Source organism: Actinomadura coerulea (assembly GCF_014208105.1).
Taxonomy (GTDB): domain Bacteria; phylum Actinomycetota; class Actinomycetes; order Streptosporangiales; family Streptosporangiaceae; genus Spirillospora; species Spirillospora coerulea.
This window is the reverse complement of record NZ_JACHMQ010000001.1, coordinates 5,548,419-5,565,247: the sequence shown is the minus strand read 5'-3', so window position 1 is coordinate 5,565,247 and position 16,829 is coordinate 5,548,419. Positions and strand designations below refer to the sequence as shown.

Here is a 16,829-nt window from a genome sequence, read left to right as displayed (position 1 = left end):
CCGTGGCCGGCGGCACCCCCCGCCCCACCGCCCGCGGCTGGGCGCTGCTCGTGGCCGGAGCCGTCCTGAGCGGCTGCGGCCTCGGCCTCGGCTACCTGGCGCCGGGCGCGCTGGGGGCGCTCGCCTTCCCGGCCGTCGCGCTGGCCATGGTGCTCGCCGGCCGGCTCCCGTCCGTCCGGGTCGCCCGCCGGATGACGGCGTCGCGGGTCCGCGCCGGAGAGTCCGTGACCGTCGTCCTCGACGTCACGGCCGGAAAGGGCGCCGGGAGCGCCACCGTCGCCGAGCGCGTCACCGGGATCGGAGAGCCCGTCGTCCTGCCCCTGGGCCTCGCCCGCCCGAGGATCCGGTACGAGTTGACCCCGCAGCGGCGCGGAGTGGTGGAGGCCGGGCCGCTCAGCCTCGTCCGCACCGACCCGCTGGGGCTCGCCCGCGCGTTCCGGGCGGCCGACGACGTGCCGGTGCGGCTGCTGGTGCATCCGCGCCACCACCACCTCGCCCCCGTGCCCGCCGCCGGCGGCGGGGGCCGGGACACCTCGTCGGCGTCGGTCCGGGCCTCCGAGGGGGCCTTCGCGGGCCTGCGCGAGCACGCGCCCGGCGACGACGTCCGGCAGATCCACTGGCGGACGTCGGCGCGCCGCGGGCGCCTGATGGTCCGCGAGCACGCGGACTCCGCCGGCACGGGCATGACCGTGCTGGTCGACGACCGGTACGGGCCGGACGAACTGGACGCCCTCGTGGAGGCCGCGGCGTCGATCGTGCGGTCCGCCCCCGACGTCCCGGTGGAGCTGCGGCTCGCCGGCGGCGCGCGTTCCGCCGCGGCCGCGGGCGTCACCGCGCACCTGGACGTGCTCGCCGAGGCCGTGGCCCGGCCCGGCGCGGACTTCCCGGGCGCCTGCGCGGGGCTGCGCTCGGCCCCGGCGGGACGCGCGATCGTGCTGCTGTCCACGACGGCGGCGGACGAGGACGCCGCCGCGGCCATGCGGCCGCTCGCGGCGCGGCACACCGTCTCCCTGGTCGGCCTGATCGGCCCCGGCGACGACGGCGGGGGCCTCGCTCCGCCCGCCGGGGTGCGGCTCCTGCGCGCGGCCGACCCGGCCGGCTTCGCCCAGCGGTGGAACGACACCCGGTGGTGGACGCGGTGACCCGGATCCGGACCGCGCTGTCGTCGGCCGCCGTCGCGCTGGCCTCCGCCGCGTCGGCGCCGCTGCTGGCGGCCGGGTACGACCGGCCCCTTCCCGTGTTCACCGTGCTGGCGGTCACCGCCGTGCTCGCCGTCGCGGTGACGTCGGCGGCGTACCGGTTGCTGCGCGGGCTCGGACCCGCGGCGATCCTGGCGGGCCTGCCCGCGACCGCGGTCTGGCTGGTCGCCCTGGCCTCCTGGGCGCCCGGACCGGTCAAGGGCCCGGTGCCGGCCGTCGTGGACGCCGTGCTGCACTCCGGCGCCCGCATCCTGACGACCTCGCCGCGGGCTCCGGTGACCGTGGACCTGCTGGCGTTCCCGGTGGTGGCGGTCTGGCTGGCAGCGGCCGTCGCGACGGTGCTGCGCCGCGACGGCCGCGTCCTGCCCGCGCTGCTGCCCGGTGCGCTGCTCCTGTGCGGGGCCACGGCGCTCAACCCGCAGGCGGCCGGGCCCGGCTACTGGTCGGCCGCCCTGGTCGCCGGCGGCGCCGCCGTGCTGCTCGCCGCCGCGCCGCGGGCCCGTCCGGACACCGCGAGCGCCGGGTTCACCGTGCGCGTTCCGGACCTGGCGGACGCGGGGCCCGCGCCCGCCCGCCGCCCTCGCCCGCGCGTCGGCGCGGTGGTCGCGGCGGTGGTCTGCGCGGTGGCCCTGCCCGGCGCGGTCGCCGTGGTCGGCGGGTCCGGCGTGCTGGACGACTGGCCGGTCAAGGCGGCCGATCCCCGAAGGGCCGCCGGGCCCCCCGCGGCGCCGTCCGAGCAGCGCAACCCCCTGTCCTACCTGTCGGCATGGTCGGCCGATCCCGACGTGCCGCTGATGAACGTGTCCGGGCCGAAGACGGAACTGCGGTGGGCCGTGCTCTCCGAGTTCACCGGGCCGACCTGGCTGCCCGACAGCACCTACCTCCCCAGCGGGGCGAGCCTGCTGCCTCCCGCCGACGTGCCCCCGAAGACGGTGCGGACCAGGGTTCGCGTCTCGGTCGGCAGGCTGCCCGGCGGCTGGGTGCCGGTCCCCGGCATCCCGGCCCGGGTGGACGGCCTCGCGGTCGAGCAGGACCAGGAATCCGGCACGCTCCTGTCCTCGGCCGGCCCGGTGGCGGGCCGGAGGTACTCCGCGACGGGCGACGTCCCGGAGTGGAGCGGCGCGCAGACGGCCGGAGCCGCGATCGACTCCGGCGAGCAGTACCAGCGGTACCTGCGGCTGCCGCCCGGGGCGCCGCCGAAGCTGGAGGAGATCGCCCTCAGCGCCGCCGGGGACGGCACCGCGCACCAGCGCGCCTCCCGCATCGCCGCGTACCTGCGCGGCTCCTACACCTTCAAGGCGGGCGCCCCGGGCGGACACGGCTACGCCGAACTCGCGAAGCTGCTGGTCGCCCCGGGCCGCAGGGGCGGAGGCGCGACGTCGGAGCAGTTCGCCAGCGCGTTCGCGGTGCTGGCGAGGGCCGCCGGCCTGCCGAGCCGGGTGGCGGTCGGGTTCGGGCCGGGAACCGGCGACCGCGAACGCGTGGTCCGCACCGGCGACGCGGTGGCCTGGGGCGAGATCTACTTCCAGGGCCTGGGCTGGGTGCCCTACGACCCGAACCCGCGCGAGCGTACGCCGGCGTCCTCCCAAGCCGGCTCCGGGAAGCGGATCGAAGAGGACGGTCCGCAGTCCGACGGCCCCGACGCCCAGGAACTCGGCGACCGGGGCGGTGCGGGCGGCGCCGGGCGTTCGGGTTCGGACTCGGGGCCGCGCAGCCTGCTCGTCCTCCCGGCGCTGGTCCTGCCGGTCTTCCTGCTCGGTGTCCCGCTGCTGGGCGCGCTCCGGTTCCGCCGGCTGCGCCGGGGCCCCGCGCCCGACCGGATCAGGGCGGCCTGGACGGAGCTGCTGGTGGCGACGCGCGTCGCGGGCCTGCCCGTTCCCGCGTCCGCGACCCCCGTCGAGATGGCGGAGCGGATCGCGCGGGAGCTGCCGCGCATCGATCCCGCGCGGCTGCGCCGGGTGGGCGGGCTGATGAACGCCGTCCGCTACGGCGGCTCGGTCACCCCGGAGGACGCCGCGTTCGCGGTCGCGGAGGTCCGGTCCGTGACCGCCGCGCTGCGCCGCTCACGGCCGCTTCCGCGCCGCCTGACCTGGTGGTGGGACCCGCGCGCGCCGCTGTGGGCCGCTCAGCCCTCCCGCTTGCCGCGGTGAGTGCAGACGGGCTTGGCGTAGGCGACCCTGTCGACGTCCAGCACGGCGACGACCGTCAGGCAGTACTCCACGCTCGGGTTCAGGGCCAGGATCTGGGCCTTCGCCGTCCCCGCCGGGACGTTGGCCATGGTGGACGGCGTGCGGCCCGCCGGGCCGCCGACCACGTAGTACGCGGCCTTGCCGCCGGTGGCGTCCTTCCAGCTGATCTCGATCGAGACCCGGCTGTCGACGATCCGCACCTGGCTCGGGCTGAACTTGCTCTCCGGCCGCACCGTCGTCGGTGTGGACGTGGGCGAGCCCGAGCCCGAGCCGGGCGCCGGGGAGGCGGGAGCCTGCGGCGCGGGATCCCGCGAAGCGGGCGGCGACGCCGGAGGCGGGTCCGCGCTGCGCCGGTCGGCCGAGCCTGAGCCCGTCAGGAGGGCGATCGCGCTGAACACGACCGCTGCGAGGACGAGCCCCACCAGTGCCAGCAGCACGATCCTGGGGCGCCGCGACGTCGGGGGCGCCGCGTACTGCGTGAACGGCCCCTGCGGCTCGGCGAAGTGCAGGGGCTGGTCCGCGAACTCCGTGAGCGGTGCCTGCGGTTCCTCGAAGGGCACGTGCCGGTACGAGGGCTGCGCGTACTGGTGCGCGGGAGGCGCCTGGGGCTCCCCGAACGGCGCCGGGGGCTCCCCGAACTGCACCTGCTGGTTCAGGTCGGGTGCCGGCTGTGTCGCGAAGGCCGCCTGCCACTCCGAGAGAGGCGCCTGCCCGTTCGCCGGAGACTCCTGCGGTTCCGGCGACGGCGCCTGCGGCTCCGCGAAGTGCACCGGCTGGTCCGCGAGGGTCGCCTGCGGCTCCGCGAAATGCACCGGCTGGTCCGCGACGGTCGCCTGCGATCCCGCGAAATGCACCGGCTGGTCCGCGAAGTGCACCGGCTGGTCCGCGATGGGCACCTGCTCGTCCGCGAAGGGCGCCTGCGGTTCCGGGACGGCGGCCGGGGATGGATCGGGTGCCGGCGCCTTGTCCCACGGCGACCACTGCGCGTTCTCCGAGGGAACGTCTTGCTGGGGAACGGCGCGGAGCCCTTCCTCCAGCGCCTCGGCGAACGCCCGCGCCGTCGGGTACCGGTCGGCGGGTTCGCTCGCCAGCGCCCTTTCGAGGGCGTTCCCGAGCCACTCCGGGACGTCGTCGCGCTGCACCCGGGGAGCCGCTTCCCCCGGGGCGCGTTCCCTGCCGGTGAAGGGCGCGTGCCCGGCCAGCAGGCTCCACAGGGTGGCGCCGAGCCCGTACACGTCGGCCTGCACGGTCTGCGGCCGCCCCAGCAGCGCCTCCGGAGCGGCGAAACCCGGGTCGACGCGTTCCCGGGCGACCGGCTCCAGGACACCCGGCGCGGCGTGCGCCGCTAGTCCGCGCGCGGTCGCCGGACCGGTGAGCAGCGGTCCCGCCTCGCCGCGCATGATCCGGCCCGGACGGACGTCGCCGTGGACCAGTCCCTCGTCGTGCAGCGCCTGAAGGGCCCAGGCCGTCGAGACGGCGGTGCCGACCGCGTCCGCGACCGGCAGGGGCTCCGGCGTGACAGCGCCGCCGGGGCAGAACACCGACGCCGTGTACCTCTGCCCGCTGGTGGCGCGGCCGCTCTCCAGCATGCTCACCAGGTGCTCGCCGCGGGAGGCGCGTTCGAGGGCGGCCAGTTCCTCCGCCGGGGTCTCCGAACCGTCGAGCCGCACCCTGACGGCGACGGCGGTGCCGGACTCCTCGTGCACGGCGCGGTAGGTCACCGAGCCGGCGCCGCGATGGACGATCGACAGCCCGCCGTACCCGGGGAGCAGGCTCGACGAGTCGGCGGAGCGGGGAGCGGCGGTGACCCTCAGCTCGGGCGGCGGATCTTCCGACGGCCAGGTGAACGTCCCGCCCGCGTGGCCCGGTGCCGGTTCGGACCGGGGGGCGCCGAGCAGCTCCAGCAGCTCCGCCAGGGTCAGCGGCCTGGCCGTCGCGATCACTTCCGGGGCGAAGACGTCGCCGCGTTCGGTGTAGAAGCCGTGGACGATCACGGTGTGGCCGCTCGCCGCCAGCCCGTCGGCCAGGAAGGGGACTCCGGCTCCGGGGAGGTCCTCCTCGAAGTCCGGCGCGAACAGGAACGCCGCCGGGGCACGGACCCTGCCGCTCTTGGACAGGTCGCGGAGCCCGCTGGCGGAGGCGGCGTCGAACACGGTCGGGAAGCGCCCCGTGCCGCGCAGCCTCCGGGCGAGGTCCGGATTCCCTGCCACGATGAGGTTCGGTGCGGTGACCATTACCTCAGGCCCCGGTCGAGAAGGTCGGACGTCGGCACAGAGACCCTCCTCGCTGACCTGTCGGATGTATTGCCCATCCCTTCTAGACGTCCGTGCGCGCCGTCATTGCGCAACCCCGTCGGGCATCCGATCCGCCACCCGGTCTCACCAGACGACGACCGATCCGTCCCCTCCCTCGTCGCCCGGCGCGGCCGCCTCGTGGGCCGTGGCGGTCACGGTCGGCTGACCGGCGTGCATTTTCTGGATCATCGCCTCGGCCGCCGCCTTGCCCCTGGCGATGGCGTCCCGGTCGCCGCGCTTCCACCAGGGAGTGAGCCACATCTCGACGGGACGGGCGGTGCCGGCGACGACGGCGGCGCGGCCGAAGGGCATGGTCCGCAGCTCCTCGGGGCTGAGGATGTGCTTCCCCTCGTGCTTGCCCACGAGGTCGGCGAGGTCGGAGAGGTCCTTGACCGTGCCGGAGCCGCCCGAAATGATCTTGACTGTGGCGTTGTCCCACAGGGACGCGGCACCGTCCGTGCCCCACACCTTGCGGGCCTCCGCCAGCGACGTCAGGTAGACGTGCACGCTGATCGAGTAGCCGCCGGACTCGCCCATGTAGGTGGCCAGGCCGCCGAGGGGGCAGATGTCGGCCACCTGGTTCAGTTCGAACGTCAGCGGCGGGTCGAGGCGTCCGCTCGGATTCTTCATCGCCGTGCCCCGCGCGCTGCGGAAGTACTGCTCGATGATGGTCGTGACGATGGGGGCGATGCCTCCCCAGTCGCTCTGCTTCTTGGCGACGAAGTACAGGGTGTTCCGGCCCTGGAGGAACTTCCTGAAGTCGAACTCCTCCCCGGGGTCCGGCGTGCAGTCCTCCAGCACCTCGGGCTGCGAGAAGCACGACATGACCTGGATCACTCCGGCCCACAGGTCCTGGTTCCGCATGTTGAACTCGAGCTGCCCCGGGTAGCCGGGGGCGACCCGCCCCTCGCGCTCGCCCTGGCGCAGGATCTCCAGCGCCTCCTCCCCGTTGGCCTCGTAGACCCAGCGCATCACCTCGCGGAAGTTGAGCCTGCCGATCGCACCGGCGTGCAGCAGGCAGCGGATGATGGTGACAATGCCGCTGAGCAGCTTGCCGCCTTCATGCCCGAGGTCGAAACCGCTCGACTGGACGAGCGTCCCCGACCGGACCGCGCACACGTTCGGGTCCTCGCAGCCCTGCAGCGGCGACCAGCGCATCCGGTTCGGCCAGCCGGTCCAGTTGTACGGGTCGAAGACGTACACCTCGCCGAACTGCGACCGCACCATGGCCGTGTTGATGAACGTCTCCCGGCGGCTGGACGTGACGATGCAGGGGCCGGGCGCGTCGATGGTGAACGGCGTGACGAAGTGCACGTCCTTCCCCTGCCGCGGCGCCGCGAGGATGATCGCGGTGTCCTCCAGGGACGCGTACAGCTTCCGGCGGGACCTGATGTCCCTCCCGATGTAGAACCCGACATCCTCGGGCTTCACCGAGCGCGCGGGAACGTTCTGCGTGGACGGCCGGACCTGGGCGGCCTTGCTCTGGACGGTCCGGGCGCTCAGCAGCTTGCGGACCTCCCAGCCGGAGGCGAACCCCAGCCGCAGCCGGCGCCACGTCCGGTGGCGCCGCCAGTTCAGCAGGAGTCGGATCAGGATGTAGGCGCCCAGGGCCATCGCCAGGAGCAGCACGGCGAGCAGGCCGAAGAAGACGGGGGCCGACCCCAGGGCGGCCGCGGCCGCGGGCGGCCACGCACCGCGCGGATCGTTCGGATGGCGCAGGAGGTTATAGGTGATGCGCAAGCAGTCCGACGGGCTGGAATCCGGCCATCCACCGCCCGAGAGGACCCCGGACAACTGGCCCGCCAGCCACGTCAGGAAACTGCTGGCCCCGCCCAGCAGCGCACTCACAAAGCCAATACCGATGAAGACCACGTAAACGTCGTCATCGCTGTTACCGGCCATAGAGCCTCCTCAATCGTGATGTCCCGATGTGCGGTTCAAGCGGTTCCGACCGCCGAGACGCGCCACGGGGCGCTCGGATCCTTGCGCCGGAGAGTGACGAACGCGTTGACGTGGACGGGGGCGCCCTTCCACCCGTCCCGGCCGGTGGGCGTGACGGTGATCTCCCATCCCCGGTGAGCCAGTGTGGGCGTGTCGGCGGGGACGTCGCCTTCGGGGGTTCGCCGGGTGAGGCGAACTCTGGCGTAGGCGTGGTGCTCGATCCACTGCCCGGGGACAACGCCGCCGGGCTGGTCGGCGACGGACACCTTGTAGAACTCGTCCAGAAGGGGGATCGCCCGCTGGTAGGCGTCGCGCTGGCTGCGATCGGTGGTGGAGTCGACGATCCACATCAAGGTGAGCGCGGCCCTGGACACCGCCGTGGCGTCGTCCTGGTCGAGCCGCGTGAGGTCGGGCAGGCCGCCGGGCACTTTCGGGGACGCGGTCGCAGGTGCCGGAGAGGAGATCGCAGGGGCGGGCGTGGGGGTGGTGCTGGCGGCCGGCGTGGCCCGGGGCATCCCGCAGGAGGCGATGGCGCAGGTGAGCGCCGCGAGGAACACGACGCGCGGCGGGCGTCCGGGGGCGGCCATGGGCTCCTTCTGAAGGGTGGCGGGCGAGTCCGTGCCGCGGCGTGGCCGGGCGGCCCGGTGGTCAGGCGGCACGTGTGTCGCCCAGCACGGAGATGTGGACGTGGTCGTAGTGGTTCGCCGTCAGGCTGCCGCGGTCCCCCATCTGCCGCCAGCCCTCGCCGGCCCTGGCGGGGCTCCAGATGTGCTGGCGGTAGATGATGTACTGGATGCCGAGGCGCCCGGCGTTGGCCTTGCTCCAGTTGGCGATGTCGTAGCCGAGCTGGACTTCGCGGGCGTTCGGCGCGCCTGAGCTGATCATGAAGTCGCAGGCGCGGCCGAGAGGGTGTTCGCCGCCGCCGGGGATCCCGCCGTTGGCGCGGTAGCAGCCGATCCCGCGGGGGACGCCGAACAGGGTCTTGATCTGGTCGCGGACGCAGGCCGTCCGCCTCGTGATGTGGCCTTCGACGAAGCCCGTGCCGGCGGGGCAGGTCGATCCCGGCTTCCAGTTGCCGCCGTTGCCGAACGAGGTGCATGACGCTCCGGCATTGTTCTGGCCGCCGAGGGAGAACTTGCCGCCCGCGTAGCGCTGGGCCCAGGACAGCACCAGGTTCACATAGTCCGTGGAATGGTTGTAGGCGAAGATCGCCTTTCTGGTGTCGCCGGGCGCGCCGCTTGCGTGCAGGTAGTTCGCGGCGCTGAAAATCGCATCCGCCGGGTCGTAGCGGCTCTTTCGCCCGTCGTTGTTGCCGTCGACCGCATAAGCGTTGAAGGTGCTTTGCAGGAACTGCATGGGGCCGCCCGCACCGGCGAAGTTCTCCCCTGAGGAAACGCCCGGAAGTCTGGACCGTCCATGGTCGGTCTCCACCTTTCCGATCCCGGCGAGCACGTACCACGGAATGCCGTACTTCGGTCCCGCGGCCTTGTACAGCTGGACGTAGTTGGCGGGAATGCTGTCCGTGGGGGCCTTGGCCGCCGCGGCGACGTTCCGCACGTTCTGCACGTTCTGCACGTTCTGCACGTTCTGCACGGCTCCGGAGTCGGGGGATCCTCCGGCCTGAGCACGGCGGTAGACCACCGGCGCCACGGTCGGGCCGCCGGTCCGGCTCGGCTTCGGCGCCGGGCTCAGCAGTTCGGGACCGTTCGGATTCGCCGGCCCGCACGCGAAGGTGACGCCGGGCGCGAGGACGTTCTGGACGGCCACGAACATCGCCGCGACCAGGAGCGCTGAGATCGCGAGCGACCCGAGGCAGCCCGTCCTGAAGATCAACTTGCCCAGGCTGAAGGTCACCATCGGGGATCGTTCCCGGAACGGTTGATGATGTGGCCCTCCCAGATCGGCGGTGGCGTCGCCGCTCCTTCCGCCTTGGCCGGAAGGCCGGGCCGCCACCGTCGGCGTCCTCTTCGGGCGTGCCCCGCCTGCAAGGACCCGCCGACCAAGACAGTGCGGTCAACGCGCGGTGATGCAAGGTGCGTCCCGCGGTCATCGCGCGGAGCGGGTGTCAGGAGACCTCGGGGCCGACGGGTTGACGGGAGCGGCGGCTCGCGGACGGTCGGTCCCAGTAGGTTGATCTCCGTCGGTGCGGAGCCAGCAGGCCAGAGCAGAGCCGCTCGTGACTTTCCCGGAGGTGGGCACCCGTGGTGCGGGCGACAGAGAGCCATGCCCCGCAGCGCGGGGGGACCGGCCCCGTGGCTCTGCCGAGCACGCCGGGCGCGTCGGCGTATCAAGTTCAGCAGAGCCGACCTCAGCATGAGGGGTATGCTGCGCAGGCGGTCATACCAGCAGAACAAGGACCGGTGCCGAGGAGTGCGCTCGGACTGGTCAGCTACAACGGACGAGCTCCAGGGATCTGGCTCTCCTCCTGTCACGGGGGAGCCGGCTCCTCCACACTCGCCGCGCTCATCCCCAACAGTGTGAGCGCGGGACGCTACTGGCCGACGCCTGCACCCCCTGGGCAGTCCCAGGTGCTCCTGGTCGCCAGGAGCCACGCCGCGGGGCTGTGCGCCGCCCAGGCGGCCGTGGCGCAGTGGGCCGCGGGAGTCCTCCCGGGCGTCCAACTGATCGGTCTGGCCGTGGTGGCCGACGCTCCCGGAAAGCGTCCGAAACCGCTGGCGGACCTCATGCGTTTGATCGCCGGCGGCGTTCCGCGACTCTGGGACCTGCCGTGGGTCGAGGCCTTCCGTCTCGGCGACCCTCCGGACAAGGTGAGGCTTCCCCCCGCCTACGCGCGTCTGGTCCGCGATGTGGGCGGTCCGGCCCCCGCCTGATCGCAACACAGTCGCCGCCCGGCGGCGCTTGACGATCAGTGCGGCGCCCGGACCGTCCAGTACAAGTAACAGAACCGTGCTCGGAAGGAGCCCCGCCGGTCCAGCGCTGACAGGCGGCGACCCCTTCCGGGAAGAGGCCTATCGATCGCGCGGACGGCGGGTGCGCCGCGACGTGCGCCGGTGAGCCTGGCCAAGTCGCCGTCCGCCGACTTCGGCCGGACACAACCCCATCGCATCATCTCGGAGGACGCGCATGCTCGACGCGACGATCACGTGGACGGCCCACCTGCTCGACCATGCGGCAGCTCTCGCCAGGGACATCCCGAACCCCGGGCAGGGTGAGGCGCCGCCATTCGCGAAGAAGATCGAGAAGCTGCTGGGCTGGGCGGCGTGGGGCGGCCTGCTCGCCTGCGTGGCGGGTTTCGTCATCATCGGCGCCCGGATGGGGATCCAGCACAAGAAGGGTGAGGGGGGCAGTCACCTCGGAAGCATGTTCATCGTGGGCTTCGGCTGCCTGCTCATCGTGAGCGCGGGACTGATCGTCAGAAACCTCGCGGCTTGATGCCGGTTCCCCGGCGGCTGCGCGCGCGCGGTGGGGGTCGCACGAGCCGGGCGCCCGCGCACCGGCGCGTGTCGGTCCTGGCCGCCGCGCTCCTCGCGCTGGGCGCCGCCCTGCTCACGATCAGCCTTCTCCCCGCACCCGCACCCGAGGTCGTCCTGAACGGGCAGCGCGGGGAGGCCTCCTTGGAACGCTCTCAACCGGCCGATCCGCTCGCCGCGGGCCCGGCGCGACTCGCGGTCGAGGCCTTCCCGGCCGTCCAGGGACCGGTCCGGGTGCGGACCGCCGGCTTCGCGGCGCTGAGGGCGGAGATCGACTGGGACAAGACGGAGGACATCGAGTCGATCGACACCGATCCCGGCGGCAAGCTCCAGTTCGACCCCGAGTCGGGCCGGATCAGGATCTGCGACGCCAACTCCGACGACCACGTCGCGCGCGGCTACGCCATCCTCGACGGGAAAGAGGTGGCCTTCGCGCACATCGGTTCCAAGGGCCACTGCAAAGAGGCCGAGATTCCCGACTACAAGCGCACTACGAATTACCAGTTCAAGGTCTGCATCGCCAGAAGCAATTCGGACCCGGACGGGTACTGCAACACCAGCAACACCACCCAGTGGCCGAAGGAAGACAAGAAGAACGACTCCTGCTGGGATCTGAAGACCGATCAGGAGAAGATCGACTGCGTGGGGGGAGTGAAGGAGTTCTGCAATCAGTGGCAGCACACCAGCGGAATGTTCCCCAAGCAGTGCGAGAAAGACCATGCTGACAAGAAGTCGTCCGTACTCAGGCCCCCCACCAACAGGAAGCCGGACGTCAACGCCAGGCCCGACGCGTCGCTGCCGCGCGGCCACGCCAAGGGCGTCGGAGCGGTCACCGAGCCGATACAACCCCTCCTCCAATGGATGGTATGGACCGCCCTGACGGCGTGCGTCCTGGGCTTCATCCTGGTAGGGGGCAATATGGGGCTCAAACACAAGAGGGGGGAGTTCGGAGCGCATGCCACCGACCTGAAGTGGGTGCTGCTCGCGTGCGTGATGGCGGGCTCAGGGCTCGCCCTCGCGTTCGTCACCCTTCTCATCGATAACTTCTGAGAAAAGGCCCGTCGTGTTCAGGTCGAGCGATTTCGCAACCTCCCCTCCACGCCGTTCAGGTGGTTCCTGATGGATGATCTCCTCAATCAGGCGTGGGCGTGGCTCGTCGAAAGACTGCTGGATTGGGCGCTGTCGAGTTTTCAGACGTTCCTCACCTGGTGGATGAGCGACGCCTACAGCCTGCAGATCACCGGAGAAAAGGGCGGAGTCCTCTACGGGGTCCGCGAGTACAGCAACTGGATGACGGCCGGGGGAGCGTTCGTCGGTTTCCTCGTCGCGGCCGTCCGTCTCGCGGTCAGACGCAAGGGCGAGCCGTTCAGGCAGGCGATGTCCCACTTCTTCGAACTGGCCGTCATCGTCCTGACGCTGGCCACGCTGGTCAACCTGCTGAACATCGCCGGGCAGAGGTACTCGCACTGGATCGTCGAGGGCATGGGCCCGAAGGGCGATGCCTGGATCGACAACTGGAAGAGCGGGATCGACCTCCTCGGCGGGCACCAGGACGACACGTCGTTCATTCTGGCCTTCTTCGCCCTCGCCGCGGCGCTCTCGTCGGCGATCCAGTTCGTTCTGATGCTTTTCCGCAACGGCGCCCTCATCGTCCTGGTGGCCATTCTCCCGACAGTCGCCTCGGCCAGGTTCACCGCGTATGGAGATGCCGCCTACAAGCGATGTGTCGCCCTGCTGGTCGCCTTCGTCGTGGTCCAGCCGGTCATCGCGACGATCGACGCGAGTGCCCTGGCCCTGATGGCGTCCAAGTACGAGGCCGACCGCCTCGCCGGCCTGGCCCTCGTCGGCGGGTCGGTGTTCGCGATGCCGGCGACCATCCGCGCCGTGATGCCCGTGGCCACGGAGGGCATGGGCTTCTTCGGCCTCCGCCAGGTCGGCCACTTCACCTACGGCGGTACCGCGGTCACCATGCGCAAGTCGGCGACGGGTCTCTTCACAGGCCTGCTGGCGAGCGGCGGCGGCGGTAATGGCGGGGCGGCCCCCGCGCCGCGCAACCGCTCCGGCGGCGGCTGGAGTTGGGGTTGGGGTAACAGAGGCGGCGGTTCGGGCGGTGGATCGGGCGGCGGTGGAGCGACCCCCAGGCCGCCCAACGGACCGGGTGGCGGACCGGGTGGCGGCCCAGGCGGTGGACCGACTGGCGGACCGACCGGTGGACCGACCGGCGGACCGAACGGCGGACCGAACGGCGGACCGAACGGTGGGCCGGGCGGCGGTTCCGGCGGCGGCTCGGGGAGCGGCTCGGGCAACGGAGGACCGCAGGGTCCCTCGGGGGCCGACCCCTCTTCCGGTTCCAGCGTTCCCCCGTACACGCCTCCCCCTCCCGACTTCTCCTCCATCGGAGGCAACGGCAGCCAGATGCCGAGTTACCAGCCCCCGCCTCCCGGTTCCTCAAGCGGAGGCAGCGGGCCCCCCGGAGGCGGTGGCCCGACCGGCAGCAGCGGGAGTTCAGGCGGTCCAAGTGGCAGTTCGTAGCCGAAGGAACGAGGTGGAGGCGGCGTGACGTCCGACTATCGCGAACCCACGTACGGGAACTGGCGGAAGCCGGTGTCCCCCGGCCTCGGGCGGCTGGGACTGGCGGGCACGCTGATCCTCATGGTCGGGCTGATCGTCATCACCCTGATCGCGACACTGTCGCTGATGCTGGCCCTGTTCGGCGCCGTCGTGCTGGGGGTGGTCATGCTGCCGCTCGTCATCCAGGACGCGCACGGGCGGACCGCCCTCCAGTCGATCACGGCCCGGCTGACCTGGTGGTCGGGCCGCTCCCAGGGCTGGCACCTCTACCGTTCGGGCCCGCTGAGCGTGGTCCCGCACGGCTCGTGCCGGCTTCCGGGGCTGCTCGCCCAGTCCCGTCTGGTGGAGGGCCGCGACTCCTACGGGCGCCCGTTCGCCCTGGTCGTGATCCCGTCCACGAAGCACTACACCGTGGTGTTCGAGTGCAACGCCGAGGGTGCGGCGCTGGTCGACCAGAGCCAGGTCGACACGTGGGTCTCCCACTGGGGGCAGTGGCTGGCCTCGCTGAGCTACGAGCCGGGGCTGGCCTCCGCGAGCGTGACCATCGAGACGGCCCCCGACACCGGGACCCGCCTCCGGGAGGAGATCTACGCCAACACCGACCCGAACGCGCCCGAACTGGCCCGGCAGGCGCTGGACGAGATCGTCTGGAACTACCCGGTGGGCAGCGCCCGGGTCTCCACCCGCATCGCGGTCACCTACGCGGCCCTGCCGCAGCTCGGGGGCAAGCGCCGTGACCAGGACGCGATGGTGCGGGAGATCGGGATGCGCATCCCCGGACTGGTCTCCGGCCTGGCGATGACCGGCGCCGGATCCGCCCGTGCGCTGACCGCGAAGGAACTCGCCCGCGCCGTCCGGATCGCCTACGACCCGGACGCGCAGACGACCCTGGAGGCGGCCGAGGACCAGGAGATCAGCTGGGAGGACGCCGGGCCGGTCGCGGCGCAGGAGTCGTGGGACCACTACGTCCACGACAGCGGCTGCTCCATCACCTGGGGCATGTCGGAGGCGCCGCGGGGCGAGGTGCTGTCGAACGTGATGACGGGGCTGGTGGCCCCGCACCACGACATCGCCCGCAAGCGCGTCACCTTCCTCTACCGGCCGCACGATCCCGCCTCCGCGGCCCGGATCGTGGAACGGGACCGCCGGGACTCGCGGTTCCGCCTCGACGGCGCCTCCAGCGCCGCCCGGAACGAGATCGACGTCATCAAGAGCGACCAGTCGGCCCTGGAGGAGGCCCGGGGAGCGGGCGTCATCCGGTTCACCGTCCTCGTCACGGCCACCGTCCGCTCGGCCGAGGAGCTTCCGGTCGCGGCGGCCGCCGTCGACACGCTCACGGGCCCCGCGCGGCTGCGGCTGCGGCAGATGTACGGGTCGCAGGCGTCGGCGTTCGCGGCCGCCCTCCCGCTGGGCATCGTCATCCCCGACCACCTCCAGGTGCCGGCGCTGGTGAGGGAGGCCCTGTGAAGCGCTCCGCGGCACCGGTCCCCGCCGACGCGGCCGGAGAGCTGCCCGCCGAACAGGACGGCAGAAAAGGCAAGAAGCAGAAGGACAAGAAGCCCAAGCCCGAGCTCAAGCCCGGTTTCAGGGGGTTCAGCCGCCGTGGCGGGGGTCGCGCCTCCTACGTGGAGATGCCGTCGGAATGGCGCGGCACCACGGTCCAGGTGTGCGGGCTGTGGCCGTTCGGGGCCGGGTCGGGGACGCCGATGGTGGGGGTGCCGCTCGGCCGGGAGCTGACCACCGGCGCCGCGCTGTGCTGCGATCCGATCTCGTGGTTCCAGCGGGCGAACCTGATCCACAACCCGTCGGCCCTGGTGCTGGGCAAGCCGGGGCTGGGCAAGTCGACGCTGATCCGCAGGATGGTGGTGGGGCTGGTCGGGCAGGGGGTGTTCCCCATGGTGCTCGGCGACCTGAAGCCCGACTACGTCGACCTGGTCCGGGCGATGGGCGGGCAGATCATCAAGCTCGGCCGCGGGCTCGGCTCGCTGAACGTGCTCGACCCCGGGGCGACGGCGGACGCGGCGGCCAGGCTCCCCGAGCCGGCGCGGTCCAAGTTGATCGCCGACGCGCACGGCCGCCGGCTGAACATGGTCAGCGCGCTCGTCACGCTGCTGCGCGGGGGGCCGATCGCCGACACCGAGCGCACCGTCCTGAACGCCGCCCTGCGGGTGCTGGACGAGCGCCACCGCGGCGTGCCCGTCCTGCCCGACCTCATCAAGGTGATCGACGAAGGGCCGGAACGGCTGCGCGCGGTGACCCTCGCGCGCGGGGACGAGGCGCGGTACCGCGCGGCCGTCGACCCGCTGCACGCCTCGCTTCTCGGGATCCTGGACGGTCCGATGGGCGAGACGTTCGCGCACCAGACCACCACCGCGATCGAGTTGGACAACCCGGGCGGCGTCTGCATCGACATCAGCGGGATCGACGACTCCGACGCCGAGCTCCAGGCCGCCGTCCTGCTGGCGTGCTGGTCGGACGGGTTCGGCTCGATCGAGGTCGCGCACGCGCTGGCCGACGAGGGGCTCGAACCGCAGCGGCACTTCTTCGTCGTCCTCGACGAGCTGTGGCGGGTGCTGCGGTCCGGGCGCGGCCTGGTGGACCGGGTCGACGCCCTCACCCGCCTCAACCGGCAGCGCGGCACCGGGCAGGTGATGATCACGCACACCATGGCCGACCTGCTGTCGCTGAGCGACCGGGCCGACCGGCTCAAGGCCAAGGGCTTCGCCGAGCGCGCGGGCATGGTGATCTGCGGCGGGCTGCCGCAGGCGGAGATGGCGATGGTGAACGAGGTCGTGCGGATGTCCTCCATCGAGGAGCGCATGATCGTCGACTGGTCGACGCCGCCGTCCTGGAACCCCGAGCTCAAGCGGGACAGCGAGCCCCCGGGGCGCGGCAGGTTCCTGGTCAAGGTCGGCGGCCGCCCGGGCATCCCGTTCAAGGTGGAGCTCACCTCGGTCGAACGAGAGGTCAACGACACCAACAAGCGCTGGACCAACTCGACGACGAGGCCCCCCGCCCACACCCTCTGACCGGCACGGACACCAGGGCGCCCGTCCCGCGGCATCGAGCCGCGGGGCGGGCGCCGCTGTTTTCACGCCCCGCCTCACCTGATCTGAAACAGATCGTATGGACCTATTGAATATATCCATTAGGTGTTTTAGGTTGATGCGTCACGGAGACGCGTCGACTCCGCAGGTCACCCCA

At 72.4% G+C, this 16,829-nt stretch carries 12 protein-coding genes; 8 read left to right on the top strand and 4 right to left on the bottom strand.

The window, feature by feature from the left end; all coding sequences use genetic code 11:
- Positions 1-2: 2 nt before the first annotated feature.
- The gene (locus BKA00_RS25535) at positions 3-1,142 is read left to right on the top strand and encodes a DUF58 domain-containing protein (RefSeq protein WP_185028946.1); all 1,140 of its coding nucleotides are present in this window, start codon (positions 3-5) and stop codon (positions 1,140-1,142) included.
- Positions 1,139-3,349 (top strand): transglutaminaseTgpA domain-containing protein, encoded by a 2,211-nt coding sequence (locus BKA00_RS25530; protein ID WP_185028944.1) that lies wholly within the window; start codon positions 1,139-1,141, stop codon positions 3,347-3,349. Before BKA00_RS25535 ends, BKA00_RS25530 begins: the two co-directional genes overlap by 4 nt.
- On the opposite strand, the gene BKA00_RS25525 is transcribed toward BKA00_RS25530, so the two are convergent.
- The 4 genes from BKA00_RS25525 to BKA00_RS39240 form a co-directional block, all read right to left on the bottom strand.
- A complete protein-coding gene (locus BKA00_RS25525) occupies positions 3,325-5,598 on the bottom strand; it encodes a protein kinase domain-containing protein (RefSeq protein WP_185028942.1) in 2,274 nt (757 codons plus the stop codon). The genes BKA00_RS25530 and BKA00_RS25525 overlap by 25 nt on opposite strands.
- A 168-nt stretch (positions 5,599-5,766) precedes the next feature.
- The gene (locus BKA00_RS25520) at positions 5,767-7,422 is read right to left on the bottom strand and encodes a type IV secretory system conjugative DNA transfer family protein (protein WP_185028940.1); all 1,656 of its coding nucleotides are present in this window, start codon (positions 7,420-7,422) and stop codon (positions 5,767-5,769) included.
- A 197-nt stretch (positions 7,423-7,619) separates the two neighbouring features.
- Positions 7,620-8,210 carry a hypothetical protein gene (locus BKA00_RS25515; protein WP_185028938.1) on the bottom strand — a complete coding sequence of 197 codons (591 nt, stop codon included), beginning with the start codon at positions 8,208-8,210 and terminating at the stop codon, positions 7,620-7,622.
- Positions 8,211-8,271: 61 nt separating this feature from the next.
- A complete protein-coding gene (locus tag BKA00_RS39240; RefSeq protein ID WP_338072159.1) occupies positions 8,272-9,576 on the bottom strand; it encodes a lytic transglycosylase domain-containing protein in 1,305 nt (434 codons plus the stop codon).
- Between the two features lie 248 nt (positions 9,577-9,824).
- On the opposite strand from BKA00_RS39240, the gene BKA00_RS40600 reads away from it, so the two are divergent.
- The 6 genes from BKA00_RS40600 (at position 9,825) to BKA00_RS25480 (ending at position 16,654) form a co-directional block, all read left to right on the top strand.
- A complete protein-coding gene (locus tag BKA00_RS40600; protein WP_338072158.1) occupies positions 9,825-10,454 on the top strand; it encodes a DUF6668 family protein in 630 nt (209 codons plus the stop codon).
- A 253-nt stretch (positions 10,455-10,707) separates the two neighbouring features.
- Positions 10,708-11,016 (top strand): hypothetical protein, encoded by a 309-nt coding sequence (locus BKA00_RS25500; RefSeq protein ID WP_185028934.1) that lies wholly within the window; start codon positions 10,708-10,710, stop codon positions 11,014-11,016.
- Positions 11,013-12,104: a hypothetical protein gene (locus BKA00_RS25495; RefSeq protein ID WP_185028932.1), complete on the top strand. Its 1,092-nt coding sequence runs from the start codon at positions 11,013-11,015 to the stop codon at positions 12,102-12,104. Before BKA00_RS25500 ends, BKA00_RS25495 begins: the two co-directional genes overlap by 4 nt.
- A 69-nt stretch (positions 12,105-12,173) precedes the next feature.
- Positions 12,174-13,586: a hypothetical protein gene (locus tag BKA00_RS25490; RefSeq protein ID WP_185028930.1), complete on the top strand. Its 1,413-nt coding sequence runs from the start codon at positions 12,174-12,176 to the stop codon at positions 13,584-13,586.
- Between the two features lie 24 nt (positions 13,587-13,610).
- Positions 13,611-15,092 (top strand): SCO6880 family protein, encoded by a 1,482-nt coding sequence (locus tag BKA00_RS25485; RefSeq protein WP_185028928.1) that lies wholly within the window; start codon positions 13,611-13,613, stop codon positions 15,090-15,092.
- A complete protein-coding gene (locus BKA00_RS25480; protein WP_185028926.1) occupies positions 15,089-16,654 on the top strand; it encodes a P-loop NTPase family protein in 1,566 nt (521 codons plus the stop codon). The genes BKA00_RS25485 and BKA00_RS25480 overlap by 4 nt, the downstream gene beginning before the upstream one ends.
- Positions 16,655-16,829 lie beyond the last annotated feature (175 nt).